The organism is Streptomyces sp. NPDC052040 (assembly GCF_044548405.1).
In the GTDB taxonomy this organism is placed as follows: domain Bacteria; phylum Actinomycetota; class Actinomycetes; order Streptomycetales; family Streptomycetaceae; genus Streptomyces.
The window spans coordinates 62,262-81,500 of record NZ_JBIUBV010000007.1; the positions used below are offsets into that span (position 1 = coordinate 62,262).

Below are 19,239 nucleotides of genomic sequence, written 5' to 3' on the forward strand. Positions count from 1 at the left end.
CTCGTCCGGCGTGACACCCGCTGCCGGGTGTCAGACGCGCGGCTTCTCGCGCATCTCGTACGTCGCGATGACGTCGTCGACCTTGATGTCGTTGAAGTTTCCGAGGTTGATACCACCCTCGAAGCCTTCGCGGATCTCGGTGACGTCGTCCTTGAAGCGACGCAGACCCTCGATGTTGAGGTTCTCCGCGACCACCTTGCCGTCGCGGATGAGGCGCGCCTTGGTGTTGCGCTTGACCTCGCCGGAGCGGATGAGAACACCCGCGATGTTGCCCAGCTTGGACGACTTGAAGACCTCGCGGATCTCCGCCGTACCGAGCTCGACCTCCTCGAACTCCGGCTTCAGCATGCCCTTCAGGGCCGCCTCGATCTCCTCGATCGCCTGGTAGATGACCGAGTAGTACCGGACGTCCACGCCTTCGCGCTCGGCCATCTGCGCCGCGCGGCCGGCCGCGCGGACGTTGAAGCCGATCACGATGGCGTCGGAGCCCATCGCCAGGTCGATGTCCGACTCCGTGACCGCACCGACGCCGCGGTGCAGGACGCGGATGTCGACCTCTTCGCCGACGTCGAGCTGGAGCAGGGAGGACTCGAGGGCCTCGACGGATCCGGAAGCGTCACCCTTGATGATCAGGTTCAGCTGCTGGACCTCGCCGGCCTTGAGCACCTTGTCCAGGTCCTCCAGCGAGACACGGCGCGTGCGCTTGGCGAACGCCGCGTTCCGCTCGCGGGCGGCGCGCTTCTCCGCGATCTGACGGGCCGTACGGTCCTCGTCCACCACGATGAAGTTGTCGCCCGCACCCGGGACGTTGGTGAGGCCCAGGACCTGCACCGGCGTCGACGGGCCCGCCTCGGACACGTTGTTGCCGTTGTCGTCGAGCATCGCCCGGACACGGCCGTACGCGTCGCCGACCACCATCGTGTCGCCGACCCGCAGGGTGCCTCGCTGAACGAGGACCGTCGCCACGGCACCGCGGCCGCGGTCGAGACGGGACTCGATCGAGATGCCCTGCGCGTCCTGGTGCGGGTTGGCCCGAAGGTCCAGGGCGGCGTCGGCGGTGAGGACGACGGCCTCCAGGAGGCTGTCGATGTGCAGACCCTGCTTGGCGGAGATGTCGACGAACATGGTCTCGCCGCCGTACTCCTCGGCCACCAGGCCGTACTCGGTCAGCTGACCGCGCACCTTGGTCGGGTCGGCACCCTCGACGTCGATCTTGTTGACCGCGACCACGATCGGCACCTCGGCCGCCTTGGCGTGGTTCAGGGCCTCGATCGTCTGAGGCATCACACCGTCGTTGGCCGCGACCACGAGGATCGCGATGTCCGTCGACTTCGCACCGCGGGCACGCATGGCGGTGAACGCCTCGTGACCCGGGGTGTCGATGAAGGTGATCGCCCGGTCCTGGCCGTTGACCTCGGTCGCGACCTGGTAGGCACCGATGTGCTGGGTGATGCCACCGGCCTCGCCCGCGATGACGTTCGTCTTGCGGATGGCGTCGAGGAGGCGGGTCTTACCGTGGTCGACGTGACCCATGACGGTCACGACCGGCGGACGGACGACCAGGTCTTCCTCGGTGCCCTCGTCCTCGCCGAACTCCAGGTCGAAGGACTCGAGCAGCTCGCGGTCCTCCTCCTCGGGGCTGACGATCTGAAGCGTGTAGTTCATCTCGTCGGCGAGGAGCTGGAGCGTCTCGTCGGAGACGGACTGCGTGGCCGTGACCATCTCGCCGAGGTTCAGCATGACCGCGACGAGGGAGGCCGGGTTGGCGTTGATCTTCTCCGCGAAGTCGGTGAGCGAGGCACCGCGCGACAGGCGAATGGCTTCGCCGCCGCCGCGGGGCAGCATCACGCCGCCGACCGACGGGGCCTGCATGGCCTCGTACTCCTGACGGCGCTGCCGCTTCGACTTGCGGCCGCGACGCGCCGGACCGCCGGGACGGCCGAAGGCACCCTGCGTGCCACCGCGGCCACCCGGACCACCGGGACGACCGCCGAAGCCGGGACGGCCACCGCCGCCACCGCCGAAGCCGCCGCCACCGCCCGGGGCACCGCCACCGGGACGACCGGCGAAGCCGCCACCGCCACCGGGACGACCGCCGCCGCCACCGGGACGACCGGCGAAGCCGCCGCCACCACCGGGACGACCGCCGCCGCCACCGGGACGACCGGCACCGGCCGGGCCGCGGCCGCCGGGGCCGCCGCCGGGACGAGGACCGGCAGCGGGACGCTGCGGCATCATGCCGGGGTTCGGACGCGGACCCGCGGGACCGCCGCCGGGACGAGGACCGCCCTGCGGACGGGGCATCCCACCCGGCGTCGGACGGGGACCGCCCGGAGCCTGCGGACGCGGACCGCCGCCCGCACCCTGGGGACGGGGACCACGGTCAGCACCCTGGGGACGCGGACCGCCCTGGCCCGCACCCTGCGGACGCGGGGCGCCGGGGGCACCGCCGGGACCGCCGGGACGGGGGCCGCCCTGCGGACGGGGCGCCTGCGGGCGCGCCATGCCGGTGGAGCCACCGGAGGTGAAGGGGTTGTTGCCCGGGCGGGGACCCGAGGGACGGGCCCCGGGACGCGCTCCCGGAGCGGCCGGACGCGAACCGCCGGGACGCGCGGACTGACCGCCCTGACCCTGACCCTGGCCCTGACCCTGGCCCTGACCCTGGCTCTGGCCGGGCGTGGCCGGACGTGCGCCGGGCTTCGGACCGCCGGGACGGGCACCCTGACGCGGCGCCTGGGCGGCCGGAGCCGCCGGGGGTGCCGTGAATTCGGGGGTGCTCGGAGCCGGGGCCGCCGGGGCGGGCCGCGGCGCGGGCTTCGGGCCGGGCGTCGGCCGCGGACCCGGGGCGGGAGCCGCCTGGCGCTCGGCCGCGGGGGCCTCGGCCGCGGGGCGCTCGGCCGCCGGGGGCTTGGGCGCCGCCGGGCGCGGGGCAGCCGGACGGGCGGCCTGCGCCGGGGAGGGCGCGGCCGGCCTGGCCGGTGCGGCCTTGCGGGGGGCGGACTTCGCGCCACCGCCGTTGCCCTGCTGCAATGCGTCGGTCAGCTTACGTACTACGGGCGCCTCGATCGTCGAGGACGCCGAACGGACGAATTCACCGAGTTCCTGGAGCTTGGCCATGACGACCTTGCTCTCCACACCGAACTCCTTGGCGAGTTCGTAGACCCGGACCTTAGCCACTTCGCTCCTTTGAGGTCCGGGTTGCGTCCGGACCGTCGCTAGTTCATGGGCGTACTCATCGCGTACTCATCGAGTGCTCATCGCAATCTCGACCTGCTTTCGACTCGCGAGGTACCAGGGCCGCGCAGGGATTCCGCGCGGCGCTTTCTTACGGTGCTGCCTGCTCAGCCGGGGGCTGGGGGCAACTGTCGGTCTGCTCGACGTACTGGCGCAACGCCTTTATGTCGAGCGGCCCCGGGACGCGGAGCGCCCTGGGGAAGGCCCGGCGGCGGACCGCCAGGTCGATACATGCCGACGCGGGGTGCACATACGCACCCCGGCCGGGCAGCGTACCGCGCGGATCGGGGACGCATGCGTCCTCGATCACCACGGTGCGCAGCAGTTCGATCTTGGCCGCTCGCTCCCGGCACCCCACACAGGTGCGCTCAGGGCATGCGCGGGCATGCGTCCGGCCAGACACGCTTAAGTCTACCTCCCCGCAACGACCTCACCCCTTTGGGGCAAGAATCGAACACTTGCTGCGCAGAAAACTGTCGTGATCTCGGCGACGCCCGGCCGGGATACGGTCCCCGACGGGGGTCGAGGGGCCTGTCCCGGCCGGGGCCCGAGGGCCTCAGCCGGGCTGGAGCCGAGGGGCCTCAGGCGGACCGGTCGGTGGTCGGCCGGTCGGTGGACCGGTCGGCGGGCTGCTCGGTGTCCGGACGGATGTCGATCCGCCAGCCGGTGAGCCGTGCGGCCAGACGGGCGTTCTGCCCCTCCTTGCCGATCGCCAGCGACAGCTGGTAGTCGGGCACGGTCACCCGGGCGGAGCGGGCCGCGAGGTCCACGACCTCGACCTTGGAGACCCGGGCCGGGGAGAGGGCGTTCGCCACCATCTCGGCCGGGTCGTCCGACCAGTCCACGATGTCGATCTTCTCGCCGTTCAGCTCGCCCATGACGTTGCGCACCCGGCCGCCCATGGGGCCGATGCAGGCGCCCTTGGCGTTCAGGCCCGATCGGGTGGACCGGACGGCGATCTTCGTGCGATGACCGGCCTCACGGGCGATCGCGGCGATCTCGACGGACCCGTCGGCGATCTCCGGCACCTCAAGGGCGAAGAGCTTCTTCACCAGATTGGGGTGGGTACGCGAAAGAGTGACGGACGGACCGCGCACACCCTTCGCCACCCGAACGACGTACGAGCGGATCCGCTTGCCGTGCTCGTAGACCTCGCCGGGCACCTGCTCCTGCACCGGCAGGATGGCCTCCAGCTTGCCGATGTCCACGAGCACGTTCTTCGGGTCGCGGCCCTGCTGGACCACACCGGTGACGATGTCGCCCTCGCGGCCCGCGTACTCGCCGAGCGTGGCGTCGTCCTCCGCGTCGCGCAGCCGCTGGAGGATGACCTGCTTGGCGGTGGTGGCGGCGATCCGCCCGAAGCCCGACGGGGTGTCGTCGAACTCGCGCGCCTCCTGCCCCTCCTCCAGGTCCTCGGGGTCCTCCTTCGCCCACACGGTCACATGGCCGGTCTCCCGGTTCAGTTCCACGCGCGCGTGGCGGCGGCTTCCCTCGGTGCGGTGGTACGCGATGAGGAGGGCCGACTCGATCGCCTCGACCAGCAGGTCGAAGGAGATCTCCTTCTCCCGAACCAAGCCCCGCAGGGCACTCATGTCGATGTCCACGGCTACGCCTCCTCTTCTTCCTTCATGTCCTTCATGTCCTTGCGGTTGAACTCGACCTGCACACGCGCCCGGTCGATCTCCGGGAACGCGAGTCTGCGGGTGGTGGCCTTGCGGCCCTTCACACCGGGCACCTCCAGGTCGACGCCCTCGTCGTCGACCCCCAGGATCCTCGCGACCAGCTCGCCGCCCTCGGCCAGCTGGAACCGCACCAGGCGGCCTTCGGCGCGCAGGTAGTGGCGGTGTTCGGTGAGGAGGCGCTCCGCGCCCGGGGTACCGACCTCGAGGGTGTACTCGCCCTCGCCCATCGCGTCCGTCTCGTCGAGCTTCGCCGAGAGCTCACGGCTCACATCGGCGATCTGATCCAGGTCCGCCCCGGTGTCGGAGTCGACGACGACGCGCAGCACACGCTTGCGTCCGACCGAGTCCACCGCGATCTCTTCGAGATCAAGGCCCTGGGAGCCGACGAGCGGTTCCAGAAGTTCTCGCAGCCTCTCGCTCTGGGTGGTGCTCATCCGGGTGACTCCTCGGCCGCGTGTGCTGTTGTGGGATGGTCGCGTGTCAGGTCAAAGGGTATCCGGTCCCGAAGGGTGTTGCCGTCCACCGGCACCGCGACCGCTCCCCTGGAGTGCCCGCGGCGCGTGCCGAGCCGATGGCGGGTGGCGGGGCGGCGCGCGGGTACGGTGATCACGGGCAGCCGCCCACCAGTTCGTACGAGGCCCTCGACGGCGTCGACCCCCAGGATCCGAGGACGTCCCCCGTGCCCATCCCCCCGCATCCGCGCACCCGTCTGCGCAGAAGGAGCCTGCTCGTGTCGGCGGCGGGTGCCGCGCTGGCCGCGGGCTGTTCCGGTGCCTCCGACACCGGCGGTCCGGGCGGCTCCGCGGCCGCCGACCGGGTCCGGGCGCGGGCCGCCCGCGACAGCGCGGAGCTGGCGCAGCGGTACGCCGCCGTGATCGCGGCCCATCCGGCGCTGGCCGCCCGGCTCGGACCACTGCACGAGGAAACGGTCCGGCACGTACAGGCGTTCGGCGGCCGCGCCGGTGCCTCCGCGTCCGCCTCCCCCGGTGCCTCCGCGTCCGCGTCCGCGGGGGTGTCCCCGGCGGCGGCGCCGTCGGCGGACGCGTCCGCATCGGCGTCCCCGTCCGCTTCCGGCACGGCTACGGCTACGGCTACGGCTTCCGCCCCCGGCTCTGCGTCTGCGTCTGCCCCTGACTCCGCCTCGGGTTCTCCTTCCGCGTCGGCGTCGGCGTCGGCGTCGGCTTCGGCTTCGGCGGATCCCGCGACGGCTCTTGCCGGGCTGGCCGCCGCCGAACGCACGCTCGCCGACCGGCGGGCCGCGGCGCTGCTGGACGTGCCGGGCGAGCTGGCGCGGCTGCTGGCGTCCGTGGCGGCGGCCGGTGCCGCCCATGTGTATCTGCTGACGGAGGGCGCACGGTGAGCACCAGCGACAGCACGCCGACGGCCGACGGCGAACTCGCGGCCCTCCAGGCCGCCCTGCGCGCCGAGCACGCGGCGGTCTACGGCTACGGCGTCGTCGGCGGCCATGTCGCACCGGCCCGGCGGGCCGACGCCCGGGCCGCCTACGACGCCCATCGCGCCCGCCGCGACGAGCTGGCCCGGGCCGTACGGGACCTGGGCGGCACACCGGAGGCCGCCGCGGCCGCGTATACGCTGCCCTTCACCGTTGCCGACCCGGCCGCCGCCGTACGGCTGGCCGCCGAGCTCGAGGAGCGGGTGGCCGGGGTGTACTCGGACCTGGTCCGGGCCTCGACGGGCGCGCGGCGGCGGTCCGCGGCCCAGGCGCTGCGGGAGGCGGCGGTCCGGGCGGTGCGCTGGAGCGGCGGGAGCGTAGCCTTCCCTGGTCTCGCCGAGCGGGCGGCGGCCGCCCCTGCCGCGTCGTCGGCCCCGCGGACCTGAGCGGTACCGCCGGAGACCTACCGCCGGAGACAGGCGCACACGCATCTTTCCGCGCGTGCGAAGCAGACCTGGAAGGGAACATCTCGCGCATGGCTTTCGAACCGCCGCAGCGTCTCGTGCGGGCACTCGGCGAGACGCACCCGGACGGCGGCGCCGAGTGGCTGGCCCTGCTGCCCGGGCTGGTCGAACGGGCCGTGGAACTGCGCGGGCTGACCGTGGAGCGGGTGCAGGCGCCGGGCGGCCGCAGCAGTGTCGCGCTGCTGGTGCGGCAGGCGGACGGTACGCCCGCGGTGCTGAAGGTGGCGCCGCCGAGGGCGCGTCCGGAGAGCGAGCGGGCCGCGCTGGCGCACTGGAACGGTTCGGGCGCGGTACGGCTGCTGGACGCGGACACCGAGCAGGGTGTGCTGCTCCTTGAGCGGCTCCACCCGGAGATGTCGGTACGGTCCCTGCCGGAGGCGAAGGCCCTGCTGGAGGCGGCGGGCACGCTGCGGCGGCTGTGGGTGGCACCGCCCGCCGGGCACTCCTTCGAGACGGTGGCCGGACGCACCGGGCGGCAGGCCGAGGCGATGCGGGAGGGCGCCCGGACGGACTCCGAGGCGGCCCCGCTGATCGAGTCGGCGCTCGCGGCGCGCGAGGAGCTGCTGAGCGGTGCGCCCGAGGAGCGGCTGCTGCACGGCACCCTGCGGCAGAGCAAGATCCTGGCCGGGGAGCGGATGCCGTGGCTGGCGGTGGGTCCGGATCCGGTGGTCGGCGAGTGCGCCTTCGATCTGGCGCGCCTGGTGCGCGACCGGGTGGAGGACCTGATCGCTTCGCCCTCCGGCGCGGCGATCACCCGGCGCCGGGTGAAGCGGCTCGCGGAGTCCCTGGACCTGGACCAGGAACGGCTGCGCGGCTGGACCCTGTTCCGCGCGGTGGAGTCCGGCGTACGGGCCCGCCGGGTGGGCCGCACCCAGGACGCGGAACTGCTCCTGGAATTCGCCACCTGGCTGTAGCGGCTGCCGCGTCTCCGCACAGCGCACGCAGACGGCCCGCACCGCCACGGCGGTGCGGGCCGTCTCGTCGTGTGTCAGGCGGTGAGGCGGGCGATGGCCTCGGCCACCGTCAGCTCCTCGCGCTCGCCGGTCCGGCGGTCCTTCAGCTCCAGGACGCCTTCGGCGGAGCGGCGGCCCGCGACCAGGATCTTCGGGACGCCGATCAGCTCCGCGTCGGTGAACTTCACGCCCGGGGAGACCCCGGCCCGGTCGTCCACCAGCACGCGGAGCCCGGCCTCGGCCAGCTGCCCGGAGACATCGAGGGCCAGCTCGGTCTGGAGCGCCTTGCCCGCGGCCACCACGTGCACATGGGCCGGGGCGACCTCGGCGGGCCAGCACAGGCCCTGCTCGTCGGCGGTCTGCTCGGCGAGCGCGGCGACCGCGCGGGAGACGCCGATGCCGTAGGAGCCCATGGTGACGCGGACCGGCTTGCCGTTGGGGCCGAGGACGTCGAGCTTGAGGGCGTCGGCGTACTTGCGGCCCAGCTGGAAGATGTGGCCGATCTCGATGGCGCGGTCGAGCTTGAGGCCGGTGCCGCACTTGGGGCACGGGTCGCCCTCGCGGACCACCACGACGTCGACATAGGCGTCGACCTCGAAGTCACGGCCCGCGACCACGTTCTTCGCGTGCATGCCCTCCTTGTTGGCGCCGGTGATCCAGGAGGTGCCGGGGGCGATGCGCGGGTCCGCGAGGTAGGTGACCTTCTCAAGGCCCTGGGGGCCGACGTAACCGCGGACCAGGTCGGGGCGGTTGATGAAGTCCTCGACGGTGACCAGTTCGACGGCGGCCGGGGCGAAGTGCGCCTCGACCTTGTCCATGTCCACCTCGCGGTCACCGGGCACGCCGACGGCGACGATCTCGCCGTCGACCTTGACCAGCAGGTTCTTCAGGGTGGCGGAGGCCGGGACGCCCAGGGAGGCGGCGAGGGTCTCGATGGTCGGGGTGTCGGGGGTGGGGATCTCCTCGAGCGCGGGCACGTCCGCGGCGTCGGCGGGCTTCAGCTCGTAGGCGATCGCCTCGGTGTTCGCGGCGAAGTCGCAGTTCGGGCAGTCGGCGAAGGTGTCCTCACCGGCTCCGGCCGGGGCGAGGAACTCCTCGGACTTGGAGCCGCCCATGGCGCCCGCGGTGGCGGCGACGATCCGGTAGTCCAGGCCGAGGCGCTCGAAGACCCGCTGGTAGGCCTGGCGGTGCAGGGCGTAGGAGTGGGCGAGGCCCTCGTCCTCCAGGTCGAAGGAGTACGAGTCCTTCATCAGGAACTCGCGGCCGCGCAGGATGCCCGCGCGGGGCCGGGCCTCGTCGCGGAACTTGGTCTGGATCTGGTAGAGCATGACCGGCAGGTCCTTGTACGAGGACGCCTGGTCCTTCACCAGCAGGGTGAAGATCTCCTCGTGGGTCGGGCCCAGCAGATAGTCGCCGCCCTTGCGGTCCTGGAGGCGGAACAGCTCGGCGCCGTACTCGTCCCAGCGGCCGGTGGCCTCGTAGGGCTCGCGCGGCAGCAGGGCGGGGAGCAGGACCTCCTGGGCCCCGATGGCGTCCATCTCCTCGCGGACGATCCGCTCCACATTGGCGAGGACCCTCCTGCCGAGCGGCAGCCAGGTCCACACCCCGGCGGCGGTGCGGCGCACATAACCGGCCCGGACCAGCAGCTTGTGGCTGAGGACCTCGGCGTCCGCCGGGTCGTCGCGCAGCGTCTTCGCCATCAACTGGGACATGCGCTGGACCGGTGCGTTCGCCATGGTGTCTCGTACTCCTGCCGCTGGGGTCCCCCTGCCCTCGCGAAGCCGGGAATGGGGGAAGCTGATGGCTAGGAGGTTAGCCGGGCTTGCTGTTCGGGTGGAAATCCGTTATCGGCGGCGGAGCGGCAGGGGGGCGCCCATCACGGCGTACGGCCTCGGCGCGCTGGGGAAGACCACCCGGCGGGCGAGGTCCACATAGCCCAGGGAGTGGTAGAGGCCGCGGGCGGGGCTGTCGGTGTCGATCGCGGACAGGATGGAGCGCGGCTGCTCGGCGGCGTCGGTGATGGTGGTGATCAGGGTCCGGCCGATGCCGCGGTTCTGGTAGCCGGGGTGGACGTGCAGTTCGGTGATCACGAAGGAGCTGTCCAGCCAGTCGTCGCGGCCCTGGGCGCGGAGATAGGGCTCGACGACGGTGGACCACCAGTGCAGGCGGTCGTTGGGCATGCCGTAGACGAATCCGGCGAGCCGTCCGTCGGCGGCGACGGCCCCGAGGGCGCGGGCGCCCGGGTAGGTCATGTGCCGCAGCACGATCTGGCGGCGTACGGCGATCTCCTCGGCGCCGAGCCCGAAGGCGACGGCCTGCACGGCGAGCGCCTCGTCGACGCGGCCGGACAGGTCCAGGGAGCCGATCACTACGTCGTCGGGGGTACGCGGCATGGCTGGAGCCTACCGGGGCGGCGGGCCCGGCTCAGAACAGAATGCTCCCTCTCAGAACAGAATGCTCATGAACGCACCGATCTCCTGGAAGCCCACCCGGAGGTAGGTGCGCCGGGCGGCCGTGTTGAAGTCGTTGACGTAGAGGCTGGCTACGGGCGCCACATCGGTGAGGGCGTAGCGCAGTACGGCCGCCATGCCGGGCGCGGCGAGGCCCTGCCCGCGGTACTCGGGGGCCACCCAGACCCCCTGGATCTGACAGGCCCCCGGGGTGGCAGCGCCGATCTCCGCCTTGAACATCACCCGGCCCTGGTCGTCGAGACGGGCGAACGAGCGGCCCGCGCCGACGAGTTCCGCGACCCGGGCCTGGTAGAGCAGCCCGCCGTCCCCGGCCATCGGGGAGATGCCGACCTCCTCGGTGAACATCGCCACGCAGGCCGGCATGATCGTCTCCAGCTCGTCCTTGCGGACGCGGCGGACATACGGGTCCGGGGCGATGTCGGGGGGCATCCGGTCGGTGACCATGAGCGGCTGGTGGGCGCGGACCTCGCGGGCCGGTCCCCAGCCGGGCTCAAGGAGCCGCCACAGCTGGGCGGTGGGCTCGGCGGGGCCGACGATCGAGGAGCAGCGGCGGCCCGCCCGCCGGGCCCGGTCCGCGAAGGCGCGCACCGCGCGGGGGGTCGCGCAGATCGGTACGAGGTTGGCGCCCGCATAGCACAGCGAGGTCAGCATGCCACCCTCGTACCAGCCCCACATCTCGCCGCCGAGGCGCCACGGGTCGAGGCCGGCGACCTGGACCCGTGACATCACGAAGGCGTTCACGACCGGCTCGCGGTCGAGAACGGCGAGCGCGGCCTCCAGGTCACTCGGTGCGAGGACCCGGGTGGTGGTCTGCGTCAACACGTGCGGAAGCCTCACCCCTGGGGTCTGCTGATCTCCGCACTGTACCTGCCGTGCGGTGGGGCTGCCGCCCGGTAGCAACCGGTATACCCTCCGTCACCGGACGGCGAACCCCACGAACGCCTCCCAGGCCGTGGGCGGGAGGGTGAGCGCGGGCCCGCCCTCCGAGATCCGCTTCGAATCACGGATGTGGACGGCGGTGGGGCAGGGGGCAACTTCCAGACACTGGCCCCCCTCGCCACTGCTGTAGCTGGACTTGTGCCAGGCGAGGGCGACTTCGAGGCATTCGCCTCCTTCGCCGCTGCTGTAGCTGCTCTTGAACCACGTCAGCTCGTTCATGTCTCTCCCAGCAACTTCTCTACATAAGCTAGCGATTCGCGCGGTGTCAGGGCTTGGGCGCGCAGAAGGCCGTACTGCTCCTCCAACTCCCTGACGGTTCGCCGGTCGGAGAAGAGGCGGCTGTACGCATGCACCTCCGCGTAGGCGATCCTGCGCCCTTCCTCCGTTTCGATCAAGGTGAATGGGCCAGCAAGCGCCGCGTGCTCCTCACGGTGATTCGGCATCACCTGGATCTCGACGTTTCGCTGCTGCCCGGCGAGCAGGATCTGCTCCAACTGCCCCCGCATGACAGCCTTTCCGCCCAGACGCCTGTGCAGGATCATCTCCTCCATCACAAAGCTGATGATGGGCGCAGGCTTCCTGGAGAAGATCGCCTGTCGGGCCAATCGAGCCGTCACGCGCTGGTCCACCACCTCCTCGTCCAACAGTGGGCGCCTCATGGTGAACACCGCCCGGGCATACTCCCCCGTCTGCAACAGACCGGGGACTGCCTGGACGGCAAACAAGTGCAGCGCAACCGCCTCCTTCTCCAGCTTCGCGGCGTCCTGGAAGAAGGGCGGGTACTGTGCCCGCTCCATCTCGTCGACCATCTCCAGCAACACCCCGTGCGCGTCCAGCACTTCGTCCGACTGCACGATGAAGTTCCGGGGTGGGATCCGCCTCCCCTGCTCGTAGGAGGCGATGGTCGACTCGGAGTAGCCGGTCCGTGCCCCCAGTTCCGCGCGGCCCATCCCCGACCAGGTCCGCAACCTCTTCAACTGCCGCCCGAAAAGCTGCGGCACACCCGTTCCCATGGCCTGCTCGTCGCTCATACACCCCTCACCGCTTCTGGTGCAGCACCGGTTACGGCTCGCCCCGCGTACAGATACGCCCCGGCCGCGTACAACGCTCGGCGGTCCCGGCTCAGCTGCTGTTCAACGCTACGCAGGGTGCGCGACGGTAAGCCCCATGAAGTCAGCAACTCCCTCCGACTGGCATATGCCCAAGCGCACCGCGCCCGCGCACACATTCGAGATGCGGTTCACGTCCAGCCCCCGGGGCGCCCGGCTCGCCCGGCGGCTGGTCGCGCACCGGCTGGACGAGTGGGGGCATCCCTACGACAGTGCCCTCAACGAGACCGTGACGCTGATCGCCGCCGAGCTGGCCGCCAACGCCGTACGGCACGGGCATGTGCCCGGCCGTGACTTCCAGCTGCGGCTGCTCGCGGCGGCGGAGGGCGTACGGCTGGAGGTGTCCGACACACGGACCGAGCGGCTGCCGGAGAAGCGGCCCCCGGCGGACCCGGCGGCCGAGGAGGGCGGCCGGGGGCTGCTGCTGGTGGAGGCGCTGGCGGAGCGGTGGGGGGTGGATCCGCGCTGTCCGGGGAAGTGCGTCTGGGCGGAGGTACGGCGACGTCCCGCCACCCGGGGGTGACGGGACGTCCGTGAGCGGGTGCCGGGGGCTTGTCAGCCCGCGACCGAGATGGACGGTTCGCCCGAGGCGATGCCGTCCTTCTCCATCTGCTCGGCCAGCTTCATGGCCTCCTCGATCAGGGTCTCCACGATCTTCGACTCCGGCACGGTCTTGATGACCTCGCCCTTGACGAAGATCTGGCCCTTGCCGTTGCCGGAGGCCACGCCGAGGTCGGCCTCGCGGGCCTCGCCCGGGCCGTTCACGACACAGCCCATGACCGCGACCCGCAGCGGGACCTCCATGCCGGTCAGGCCCGCCGTGACCTCTTCGGCCAGCTTGTAGACGTCGACCTGGGCGCGGCCGCAGGAGGGGCAGGAGACGATCTCCAGGCCGCGCTGGCGCAGGTTGAGGGACTCCAGGATCTGGATGCCGACCTTGACCTCCTCCGCGGGCGGGGCGGAGAGGGAGACGCGGATGGTGTCGCCGATGCCCCGGGAGAGCAGCGCGCCGAAGGCGACGGCGGACTTGATGGTGCCCTGGAAGGCGGGACCCGCCTCGGTGACACCGAGGTGGAGGGGGTAGTCGCACTGCTCGGCGAGCTGGCGGTAGGCCTCGATCATCACGACCGGGTCGTTGTGCTTCACCGAGATCTTGATGTCGCGGAAGTCGTGCTCCTCGAAGAGGGACGCCTCCCACAGCGCCGACTCCACCAGGGCCTCCGGGGTGGCCTTGCCGTACTTCTGGAGCAGCCGCCGGTCCAGCGAGCCCGCATTCACCCCGATCCGGATCGGCGTGCCGTGGTCCTTGGCCGCCGTCGCGATCTCCCGGACCTTGTCGTCGAACTGCTTGATGTTGCCCGGATTCACCCGGACCGCCGCACAGCCCGCCTCGATCGCCGCGAAGACGTACTTCGGCTGGAAGTGGATGTCCGCGATCACCGGGATCTGCGACTTCCGCGCGATCACCGCCAGCGCGTCCGCGTCGTCCTGCGTCGGACACGCCACCCGCACGATCTGGCAGCCCGACGCCGTCAGCTCCGCGATCTGCTGCAACGTCGCACCGATATCCGACGTCCGCGTCGTCGTCATCGACTGCACCGACACCGGCGCCCCGCCCCCGACCGCCACGGATCCGACCTGGATCTGCCGGCTCTTCCGGCGCTCGGCGACCTTGGTCGGAACGGACGGCATGCCGAGTGAAATCGCAGTCATCTGCTGTGCAACCCCAACGTTGTGGATCAAGATCCGGTCCCGAATCGGCGGGCTCCAAGCCCCGAGATTACGCCACACGCCCGGGCCGGAGCACATCACGGCCCGTTAAACCCACCCAAAGGGCGGCGGCCGGGACGTCAGTCTTCCCGGCCGCCGACAACACCGTGTGGCTAGGAGATTTTGACCGGGTTGACCACGTCCGCGATCAGCACCAGCAGGGTGAAGCAGACGAAGATCCCGGCCACCACATAGGCCACCGGCATCAGCTTCGCGACATCGAAAGGACCCGGGTCGGGGCGGCGCAGCACCCTGGCCAGGCCCCGGCGCAGCGACTCCCACAGGGCACCCGCGATGTGTCCGCCGTCCAGGGGCAGCAGCGGCAGCATGTTGAACAGGAACAGCGACAGATTGAAGCCCGCGACCAGCAGCAGCATCATCGCGATCTGCTGGGACGGCGGGATGTCCAGGGTGAACACCTCGCCGCCGACGCGGGCGGCGCCGACGACGCCCATCGGGGAGTCCGGCTGGCGCGGGGCGTCACCGAAGGTCGCGTTCCACAGGGCGGGGATCTTGCCGGGCAGGGAGACCAGCGACGCCACGCCGTTCTCCATCATGTCGCCCATGCGCCCCACGGACTGGCCGAGGGACTGCGGCACGATCCCGGTGGCGGGGGTGAAGCCGAGGAAGCCCGCGTAGACGTACTTGCCCTCGACATAGCCGCCGTTGCCGTCGGTCTTGCTCACCTGGTTCTTGATCAGGTGGGTGGGCAGGTCGAGCCGCTTGCCCTGGCGTTCGACGGTGAGGGTGACGTTCTTGCCGGGGTTGGCGCGGATGTCGGACTGGAGGACGGACCAGTCCGTCACCTTGCGGCCGTCGAAGGCGACGATCCGGTCCCCCGGCTTCAGGCCCGCGGCCTGGGCGGGGGTGGGCGCGTCGCCCTTCTCGCATTTGCTGCGGTTCTCGCTCTGCTGGATGACGCAGTCGGAGACCTTGGAGACCGTGGTGGTCTGGGTCTGGACGCCGAAGGTCATCATCACGCCGAGGAACACCGCCACGGCGAGCACCAGGTTCATGAAGGGGCCCGCGAACATGACGATGACCCGCTTCCACGGCTTGCGCGTGTAGAAGAGGCGGTCCTCGTCACCGGGCTGGAGCTCCTCGAAGGACTGCGCCCGGGCGTCCTCGATCATCCCGCGCCACGGGGAGGTGGAGCGGGCCTCGATCCGGCCGTCCGGGCCCGGCGGGAACATGCCGATCATGCGGATGTAGCCGCCGAGCGGGACCGCCTTGACGCCGTACTCGGTCTCGCCCTTCTTGCGCGACCAGATGGTGGGGCCGAAGCCCACCATGTACTGCGGCACGCGGATCCCGAAGAGCTTGGCCGTCGACAGATGCCCCAGCTCGTGCCAGGCGATCGAGATCAGCAGTCCGAGCACAAAGACGACTATGCCGAGGATCATCATCAAAGTCGTCATGCACGAGCCTCCGCGGTTGCCGTCTGCGCCGTCAGTTCTCTCGCCCGGGCTCGTGCCCAGGCCTCCGCTTCGAGGACGTCCGCGACGGTCAGGGAAGTTCCCGTTTGGGGGATGCCGTGCTCCTCCACCACCCGCGTCACCGTCTCCATGATCCCGAGGAACGGCAGTGCGCCGTTCAGGAACGCGTCGACGCACTCCTCATTGGCCGCATTGAACACCGCCGGGGCCGTGCCCGCGAGCTCTCCCACGTGCCGGGCGAGTCCGACGGAGGGGAAGGCCTCCGTGTCCAGGGGGAAGAATTCCCAGGTCGAGGCCTTGGTCCAGTCGAATGCCGGGGCGGCGTCGGGCACCCGCTCGGGCCAGCCGATCCCGACGGCAATCGGCCCCCGCATATCGGGGGGCGTCGCCTGCGCCAGCGTTGATCCATCCGTGAATTCCACCATCGAATGGACATACGACTGGGGATGCACGACGACCTCAATGCGGTCGAAGGGAATGTCGTAGAGCAGATGGGCCTCGATCACTTCCAGGCCCTTGTTCACCAGGGTCGCGGAGTTGACCGTGATCACCGGGCCCATGGCCCAGGTGGGGTGGGCGAGCGCGTCCTCGGGCGTGACCCGCGCCAGCTCGGCCCGGCTCCGGCCGCGGAAGGGACCTCCGGAGGCGGTGACCACGAGCTTGCGGACGTCCGCGCGGGTGCCGCAGGCGAGGGCCTGGAAGAGCGCGGCGTGCTCGGAGTCCACCGGGATGATCTGCCCGGGCTTGGCCAGGGCCTTCACCAGCGGGCCGCCGACGATGAGCGACTCCTTGTTGGCGAGCGCGAGGGTGCGGCCCGCCTCCAGGGCGGCGAGGGTGGGCGCGAGGCCGATGGAACCGGTGATGCCGTTGAGGACGGTGTGGCAGTCGGACGCGGCCAGGCGGGTGGCCGCGTCGGGCCCGGCGAGGATCTCGGGCAGCGGCTCCCCGGGGCCGTACTGGGCGGCGAGGGCCTCCCGCAGGGCCGGTACGACGTCCTCGCGCGCGACCCCGACCGTGCGGACGCGCAGGCTCCGGGCCTGCTCGGCGAGCAGTCCGACCCGGCCGCCGTTGGCGGAGAGGCCGGTGACGCGGAAGCGGTCGGGGTTGCGCAGCACGAGGTCGACGGCCTGGGTGCCGATCGAGCCGGTGGAGCCGAGGATCACCACATCCCGTACTCCGTCCGCGGGATCGAAGACGAGATGGGGGTCGGCAAGAGGGGCTGGACTGTCGCTCATCCCCCCATTGTTGCCGCACCGGGTGGCGGGAAGGACACGGTGTCCCGACATCGGGCCACCGCCCGGGCCGCGCACGGTGCGCACGGCCCGGACGACGAGACCTTCGTACGGGACCCTCGTACGGGCGGGTCAGCTCTTCGGGATCTTCCTTCGTACATCCTTGCGGGAGGATTCACCCGGATGGGCGTCCGCGATCCACGGGCCGTCGCCGGACGGATCCACGATGCCCTCCTCCAGCCAGGCGTACGTACCGGACAGCACGCCCTTGACCACCTTGTGGTCCAGGTCGTCGGTGTTGCTCCACAGCCGCCCGAACAGCTCTTCGACGCGGATGCGGGACTGGCGGCAGAAGGCGTCGGCCAGCTGGTACGCCTCCTGGCCGTGCTGCCCGCTCCGGCGCAGATGCTCGGCACGGACACAGGCCGCGCTCATCGCGAACAGCTCGGCCCCGATGTCGACCACCCGGCCCAGGAAGCCCTGCTTGGTCTCCATCCGGCCCTGCCAGCGGGACATGCCGTAGAAGGTGGACCGGGCGAGCTTGCGGGCGCTGCGCTCGACGAACCGCAGATGCCCGGAGAGGTCGATGCCCTGGCGGAACTCGCCGTAGGCGCCCGGGACCTGGCCCTGTCCGGCGACCAGCCTGGGCAGCCACTTGGCGTAGAAGACACCGGCGTTCGCGCCCGCCTTCGCCTTGTCGGCGAGGGTCTTCTCCGGGTCGATCAGATCCCCGGCCACCGACAGATGGGCGTCCACCGCCTCCCGCGCGATCAGCAGGTGCATGATCTCCGTGGAGCCCTCGAAGATGCGGTTGATGCGCAGGTCGCGCAGCATCTGCTCGGTGGGGACCGCCCGTTCGCCGCGGGCCTTGAGGGACTCCGCGGTCTCGAAGCCGCGGCCGCCGCGGATCTGGACCAGTTCGTCGGCCATCAGCCAGGACATCTCGGAGCCGTAGAGCTTGGCGAGGGCGGCCTCGATCCGGATGTCGTTGCGGTTCTCGTCGGCCATCTGCGAGGACAGGTCGACGACCGCCTCCAGGGCGAAGGTGGTGGCCGCGATGAAGGAGATCTTCGCGCCGACCGCCTCGTGCAGGGCGACCGGCTTGCCCCACTGCTCACGGGCGGCCGACCACTCACGGGCGATCTTCAGACACCACTTGCCCGCGCCGACGCACATCGCGGGCAACGACAGACGGCCGGTGTTCAGGGTGGTGAGCGCGATCTTCAGACCCGCGCCCTCCGGGCCGATCCGGTGGGAGGCGGGGACCCGGACGCGGTGGAAGCGGGTGACGCCGTTCTCCAGGCCGCGCAGGCCCATGAAGGCGTTGCGGTTCTCCACGGTGATGCCCTCGGAGGCGGCCTCCACGACGAAGGCCGTGATGCCGCCCTTGTGGCCGTCCGAGCGCGGCACCCGCGCCATGACCACGAGCAGGTCGGCGACCACACCGTTGGTGGTCCACAGCTTCACCCCGTCGAGGACGTAGTCGTCGCCGTCCGGCACGGCCGTGGTGGCCAGGCGGGCCGGGTCGGAGCCGACGTCCGGCTCGGTGAGCAGGAAGGCGGAGATGTCGGTGCGGGCGCAGCGCGGCAGGAACGTCTCCTTCTGTTCCCGAGTGCCGAACAGTTTCAGCGGCTGCGGTACGCCGATCGACTGATGCGCGGAGAGCAGCGCGCCGATGGCGGGGCTGGCGGTGCCGGCCAGGGCGAGTGCCCGGTTGTAGTACACCTGGGTGAGGCCGAGACCACCGTACTTCGTGTCGATCTTCATGCCGAGGGCGCCGAGTTCCTTGAGACCGTTGATCGTCTCGTCGGGGATGCGCGCCTCGCGTTCGATGCGGGCGGAGTCGACCTGGGTCTCGCAGAAGTCGCGCAGCTTGGCGAGGAACTCCTCACCGCGCTGGACGTCGTCCTCGGCGGGCAGCGGGTGCGGGTGGATCAGGTCGAGCCGCAGGCGGCCGAGGAACAGCTCCTTGGCGAAGCTGGGCTTGTGCCAGTCCTGCTCCCGCGCGGCCTCCGCGACCTGGCGGGCCTCGCGTTCGGTGACAGCGGGCTTGGGAGTGGGGGCGTCGGTTGGTGCGGTCATGAGGCTCACCTCGCCGCGAATCGGGGCTGATGGGTCGCACACCGTACGGCGGCCCGAGGGGGCCGTACGGCGGTATTGCGGGCGGTGCGTTACTGACCGGTGCTACTCGATCGTTGGTACCCCAATACGGGGGCCGTAGCCAGTCCTCGCGCGGGGTCGTCGTCGCGGAACATGGGTCGGCGGCGAGGGGGCGGGGGTGCGGGGGTGTCAAGTGGGGGGCGGGGGCGCCCGGGGCGGGGCGCGCTCCGCCGCTGGGGTTGCCCGGGGGCGGGGGCCTGTGCGCCGGGCATGCGCCCGGGGCCCACGCCACCGGGGGCGTGGCGGGGCCGCGTCGCCGGGGTGGGCGCCCGGGTGTGGGGGCTGTGGCGGAGCCCCCGTATCCTCGCCCGAGGTCGCGGCACATCCAGTGCCGTG

Annotated in this window: 17 protein-coding genes; 4 read left to right on the forward strand and 13 right to left on the reverse strand. The window is 71.5% G+C overall.

What is annotated here, in order from left to right:
- Positions 1–30: 30 nt before the first annotated feature.
- The 4 genes from infB to rimP all read right to left on the reverse strand — a co-directional run bounded on the left by infB (position 31) and on the right by rimP (position 5,350).
- The gene (gene infB, locus ACIHAA_RS16450) at positions 31–3,177 is read right to left on the reverse strand and encodes a translation initiation factor IF-2 (protein WP_399817554.1); all 3,147 of its coding nucleotides are present in this window, start codon (positions 3,175–3,177) and stop codon (positions 31–33) included.
- A gap of 148 nt (positions 3,178–3,325) precedes the next feature.
- Complete coding sequence (locus tag ACIHAA_RS16455) at positions 3,326–3,637, reverse strand: YlxR family protein (protein WP_399817556.1); 312 nt, start codon at positions 3,635–3,637, stop codon at positions 3,326–3,328.
- Positions 3,638–3,815: 178 nt separating this feature from the next.
- Entirely contained in the window at positions 3,816–4,838 is a 1,023-nt protein-coding gene (nusA, locus tag ACIHAA_RS16460; protein ID WP_399817559.1) for a transcription termination factor NusA, read from the reverse strand.
- 2 nt (positions 4,839–4,840) lie between these two features.
- Complete coding sequence (gene rimP / locus ACIHAA_RS16465) at positions 4,841–5,350, reverse strand: ribosome maturation factor RimP (protein ID WP_399817561.1); 510 nt, start codon at positions 5,348–5,350, stop codon at positions 4,841–4,843.
- Between the two features lie 245 nt (positions 5,351–5,595).
- On the opposite strand from rimP, the gene ACIHAA_RS16470 reads away from it, so the two are divergent.
- From ACIHAA_RS16470 to ACIHAA_RS16480, 3 genes are all read left to right on the forward strand, one after another.
- On the forward strand, positions 5,596–6,276 hold the full coding sequence (locus ACIHAA_RS16470) for a hypothetical protein (protein ID WP_399817563.1): 681 nt from the start codon (positions 5,596–5,598) through the stop codon (positions 6,274–6,276).
- Positions 6,273–6,755, forward strand: a complete 483-nt coding sequence (locus tag ACIHAA_RS16475) for a ferritin-like domain-containing protein (RefSeq protein WP_399817564.1) — start codon at positions 6,273–6,275, stop codon at positions 6,753–6,755. The genes ACIHAA_RS16470 and ACIHAA_RS16475 overlap by 4 nt, the downstream gene beginning before the upstream one ends.
- An 89-nt stretch (positions 6,756–6,844) precedes the next feature.
- On the forward strand, positions 6,845–7,747 hold the full coding sequence (locus ACIHAA_RS16480) for an aminoglycoside phosphotransferase family protein (RefSeq protein ID WP_399817567.1): 903 nt from the start codon (positions 6,845–6,847) through the stop codon (positions 7,745–7,747).
- A 74-nt stretch (positions 7,748–7,821) separates the two neighbouring features.
- Here the strand turns inward: ACIHAA_RS16480 and ACIHAA_RS16485 are convergent, their stop codons facing one another.
- From ACIHAA_RS16485 to ACIHAA_RS16505, 5 genes are all read right to left on the reverse strand, one after another.
- Complete coding sequence (locus ACIHAA_RS16485) at positions 7,822–9,522, reverse strand: proline--tRNA ligase (protein ID WP_399817570.1); 1,701 nt, start codon at positions 9,520–9,522, stop codon at positions 7,822–7,824.
- A 108-nt stretch (positions 9,523–9,630) separates the two neighbouring features.
- Entirely contained in the window at positions 9,631–10,179 is a 549-nt protein-coding gene (locus tag ACIHAA_RS16490; protein ID WP_399817572.1) for a GNAT family N-acetyltransferase, read from the reverse strand.
- Positions 10,180–10,230: 51 nt separating this feature from the next.
- On the reverse strand, positions 10,231–11,079 hold the full coding sequence (locus ACIHAA_RS16495; protein WP_399817574.1) for a GNAT family N-acetyltransferase: 849 nt from the start codon (positions 11,077–11,079) through the stop codon (positions 10,231–10,233).
- Between the two features lie 93 nt (positions 11,080–11,172).
- Positions 11,173–11,415 carry a DUF397 domain-containing protein gene (locus ACIHAA_RS16500; RefSeq protein WP_399817576.1) on the reverse strand — a complete coding sequence of 81 codons (243 nt, stop codon included), beginning with the start codon at positions 11,413–11,415 and terminating at the stop codon, positions 11,173–11,175.
- Complete coding sequence (locus ACIHAA_RS16505) at positions 11,412–12,227, reverse strand: helix-turn-helix domain-containing protein (protein WP_399817579.1); 816 nt, start codon at positions 12,225–12,227, stop codon at positions 11,412–11,414. The genes ACIHAA_RS16500 and ACIHAA_RS16505 overlap by 4 nt, the downstream gene beginning before the upstream one ends.
- Positions 12,228–12,363: 136 nt before the next feature.
- Here ACIHAA_RS16505 and ACIHAA_RS16510 point away from each other — a divergent pair, with 136 nt between their 5' ends.
- Positions 12,364–12,828 (forward strand): ATP-binding protein, encoded by a 465-nt coding sequence (locus ACIHAA_RS16510; RefSeq protein ID WP_399817581.1) that lies wholly within the window; start codon positions 12,364–12,366, stop codon positions 12,826–12,828.
- Positions 12,829–12,860: 32 nt separating this feature from the next.
- Here the strand turns inward: ACIHAA_RS16510 and ispG are convergent, their stop codons facing one another.
- The 4 genes from ispG to ACIHAA_RS16530 form a co-directional block, all read right to left on the reverse strand.
- Positions 12,861–14,018 (reverse strand): flavodoxin-dependent (E)-4-hydroxy-3-methylbut-2-enyl-diphosphate synthase, encoded by a 1,158-nt coding sequence (ispG, locus tag ACIHAA_RS16515; RefSeq protein ID WP_399817583.1) that lies wholly within the window; start codon positions 14,016–14,018, stop codon positions 12,861–12,863.
- A 170-nt stretch (positions 14,019–14,188) separates the two neighbouring features.
- A complete protein-coding gene (locus tag ACIHAA_RS16520; protein WP_399817585.1) occupies positions 14,189–15,493 on the reverse strand; it encodes a M50 family metallopeptidase in 1,305 nt (434 codons plus the stop codon).
- Complete coding sequence (gene dxr, locus ACIHAA_RS16525) at positions 15,490–16,746, reverse strand: 1-deoxy-D-xylulose-5-phosphate reductoisomerase (RefSeq protein ID WP_399817589.1); 1,257 nt, start codon at positions 16,744–16,746, stop codon at positions 15,490–15,492. Before dxr ends, ACIHAA_RS16520 begins: the two co-directional genes overlap by 4 nt.
- Positions 16,747–16,875: 129 nt before the next feature.
- Positions 16,876–18,825, reverse strand: coding sequence for an acyl-CoA dehydrogenase family protein (locus tag ACIHAA_RS16530; RefSeq protein ID WP_399817590.1), 1,950 nt, complete (start codon positions 18,823–18,825; stop codon positions 16,876–16,878).
- Positions 18,826–19,239: the final 414 nt, after the last annotated feature.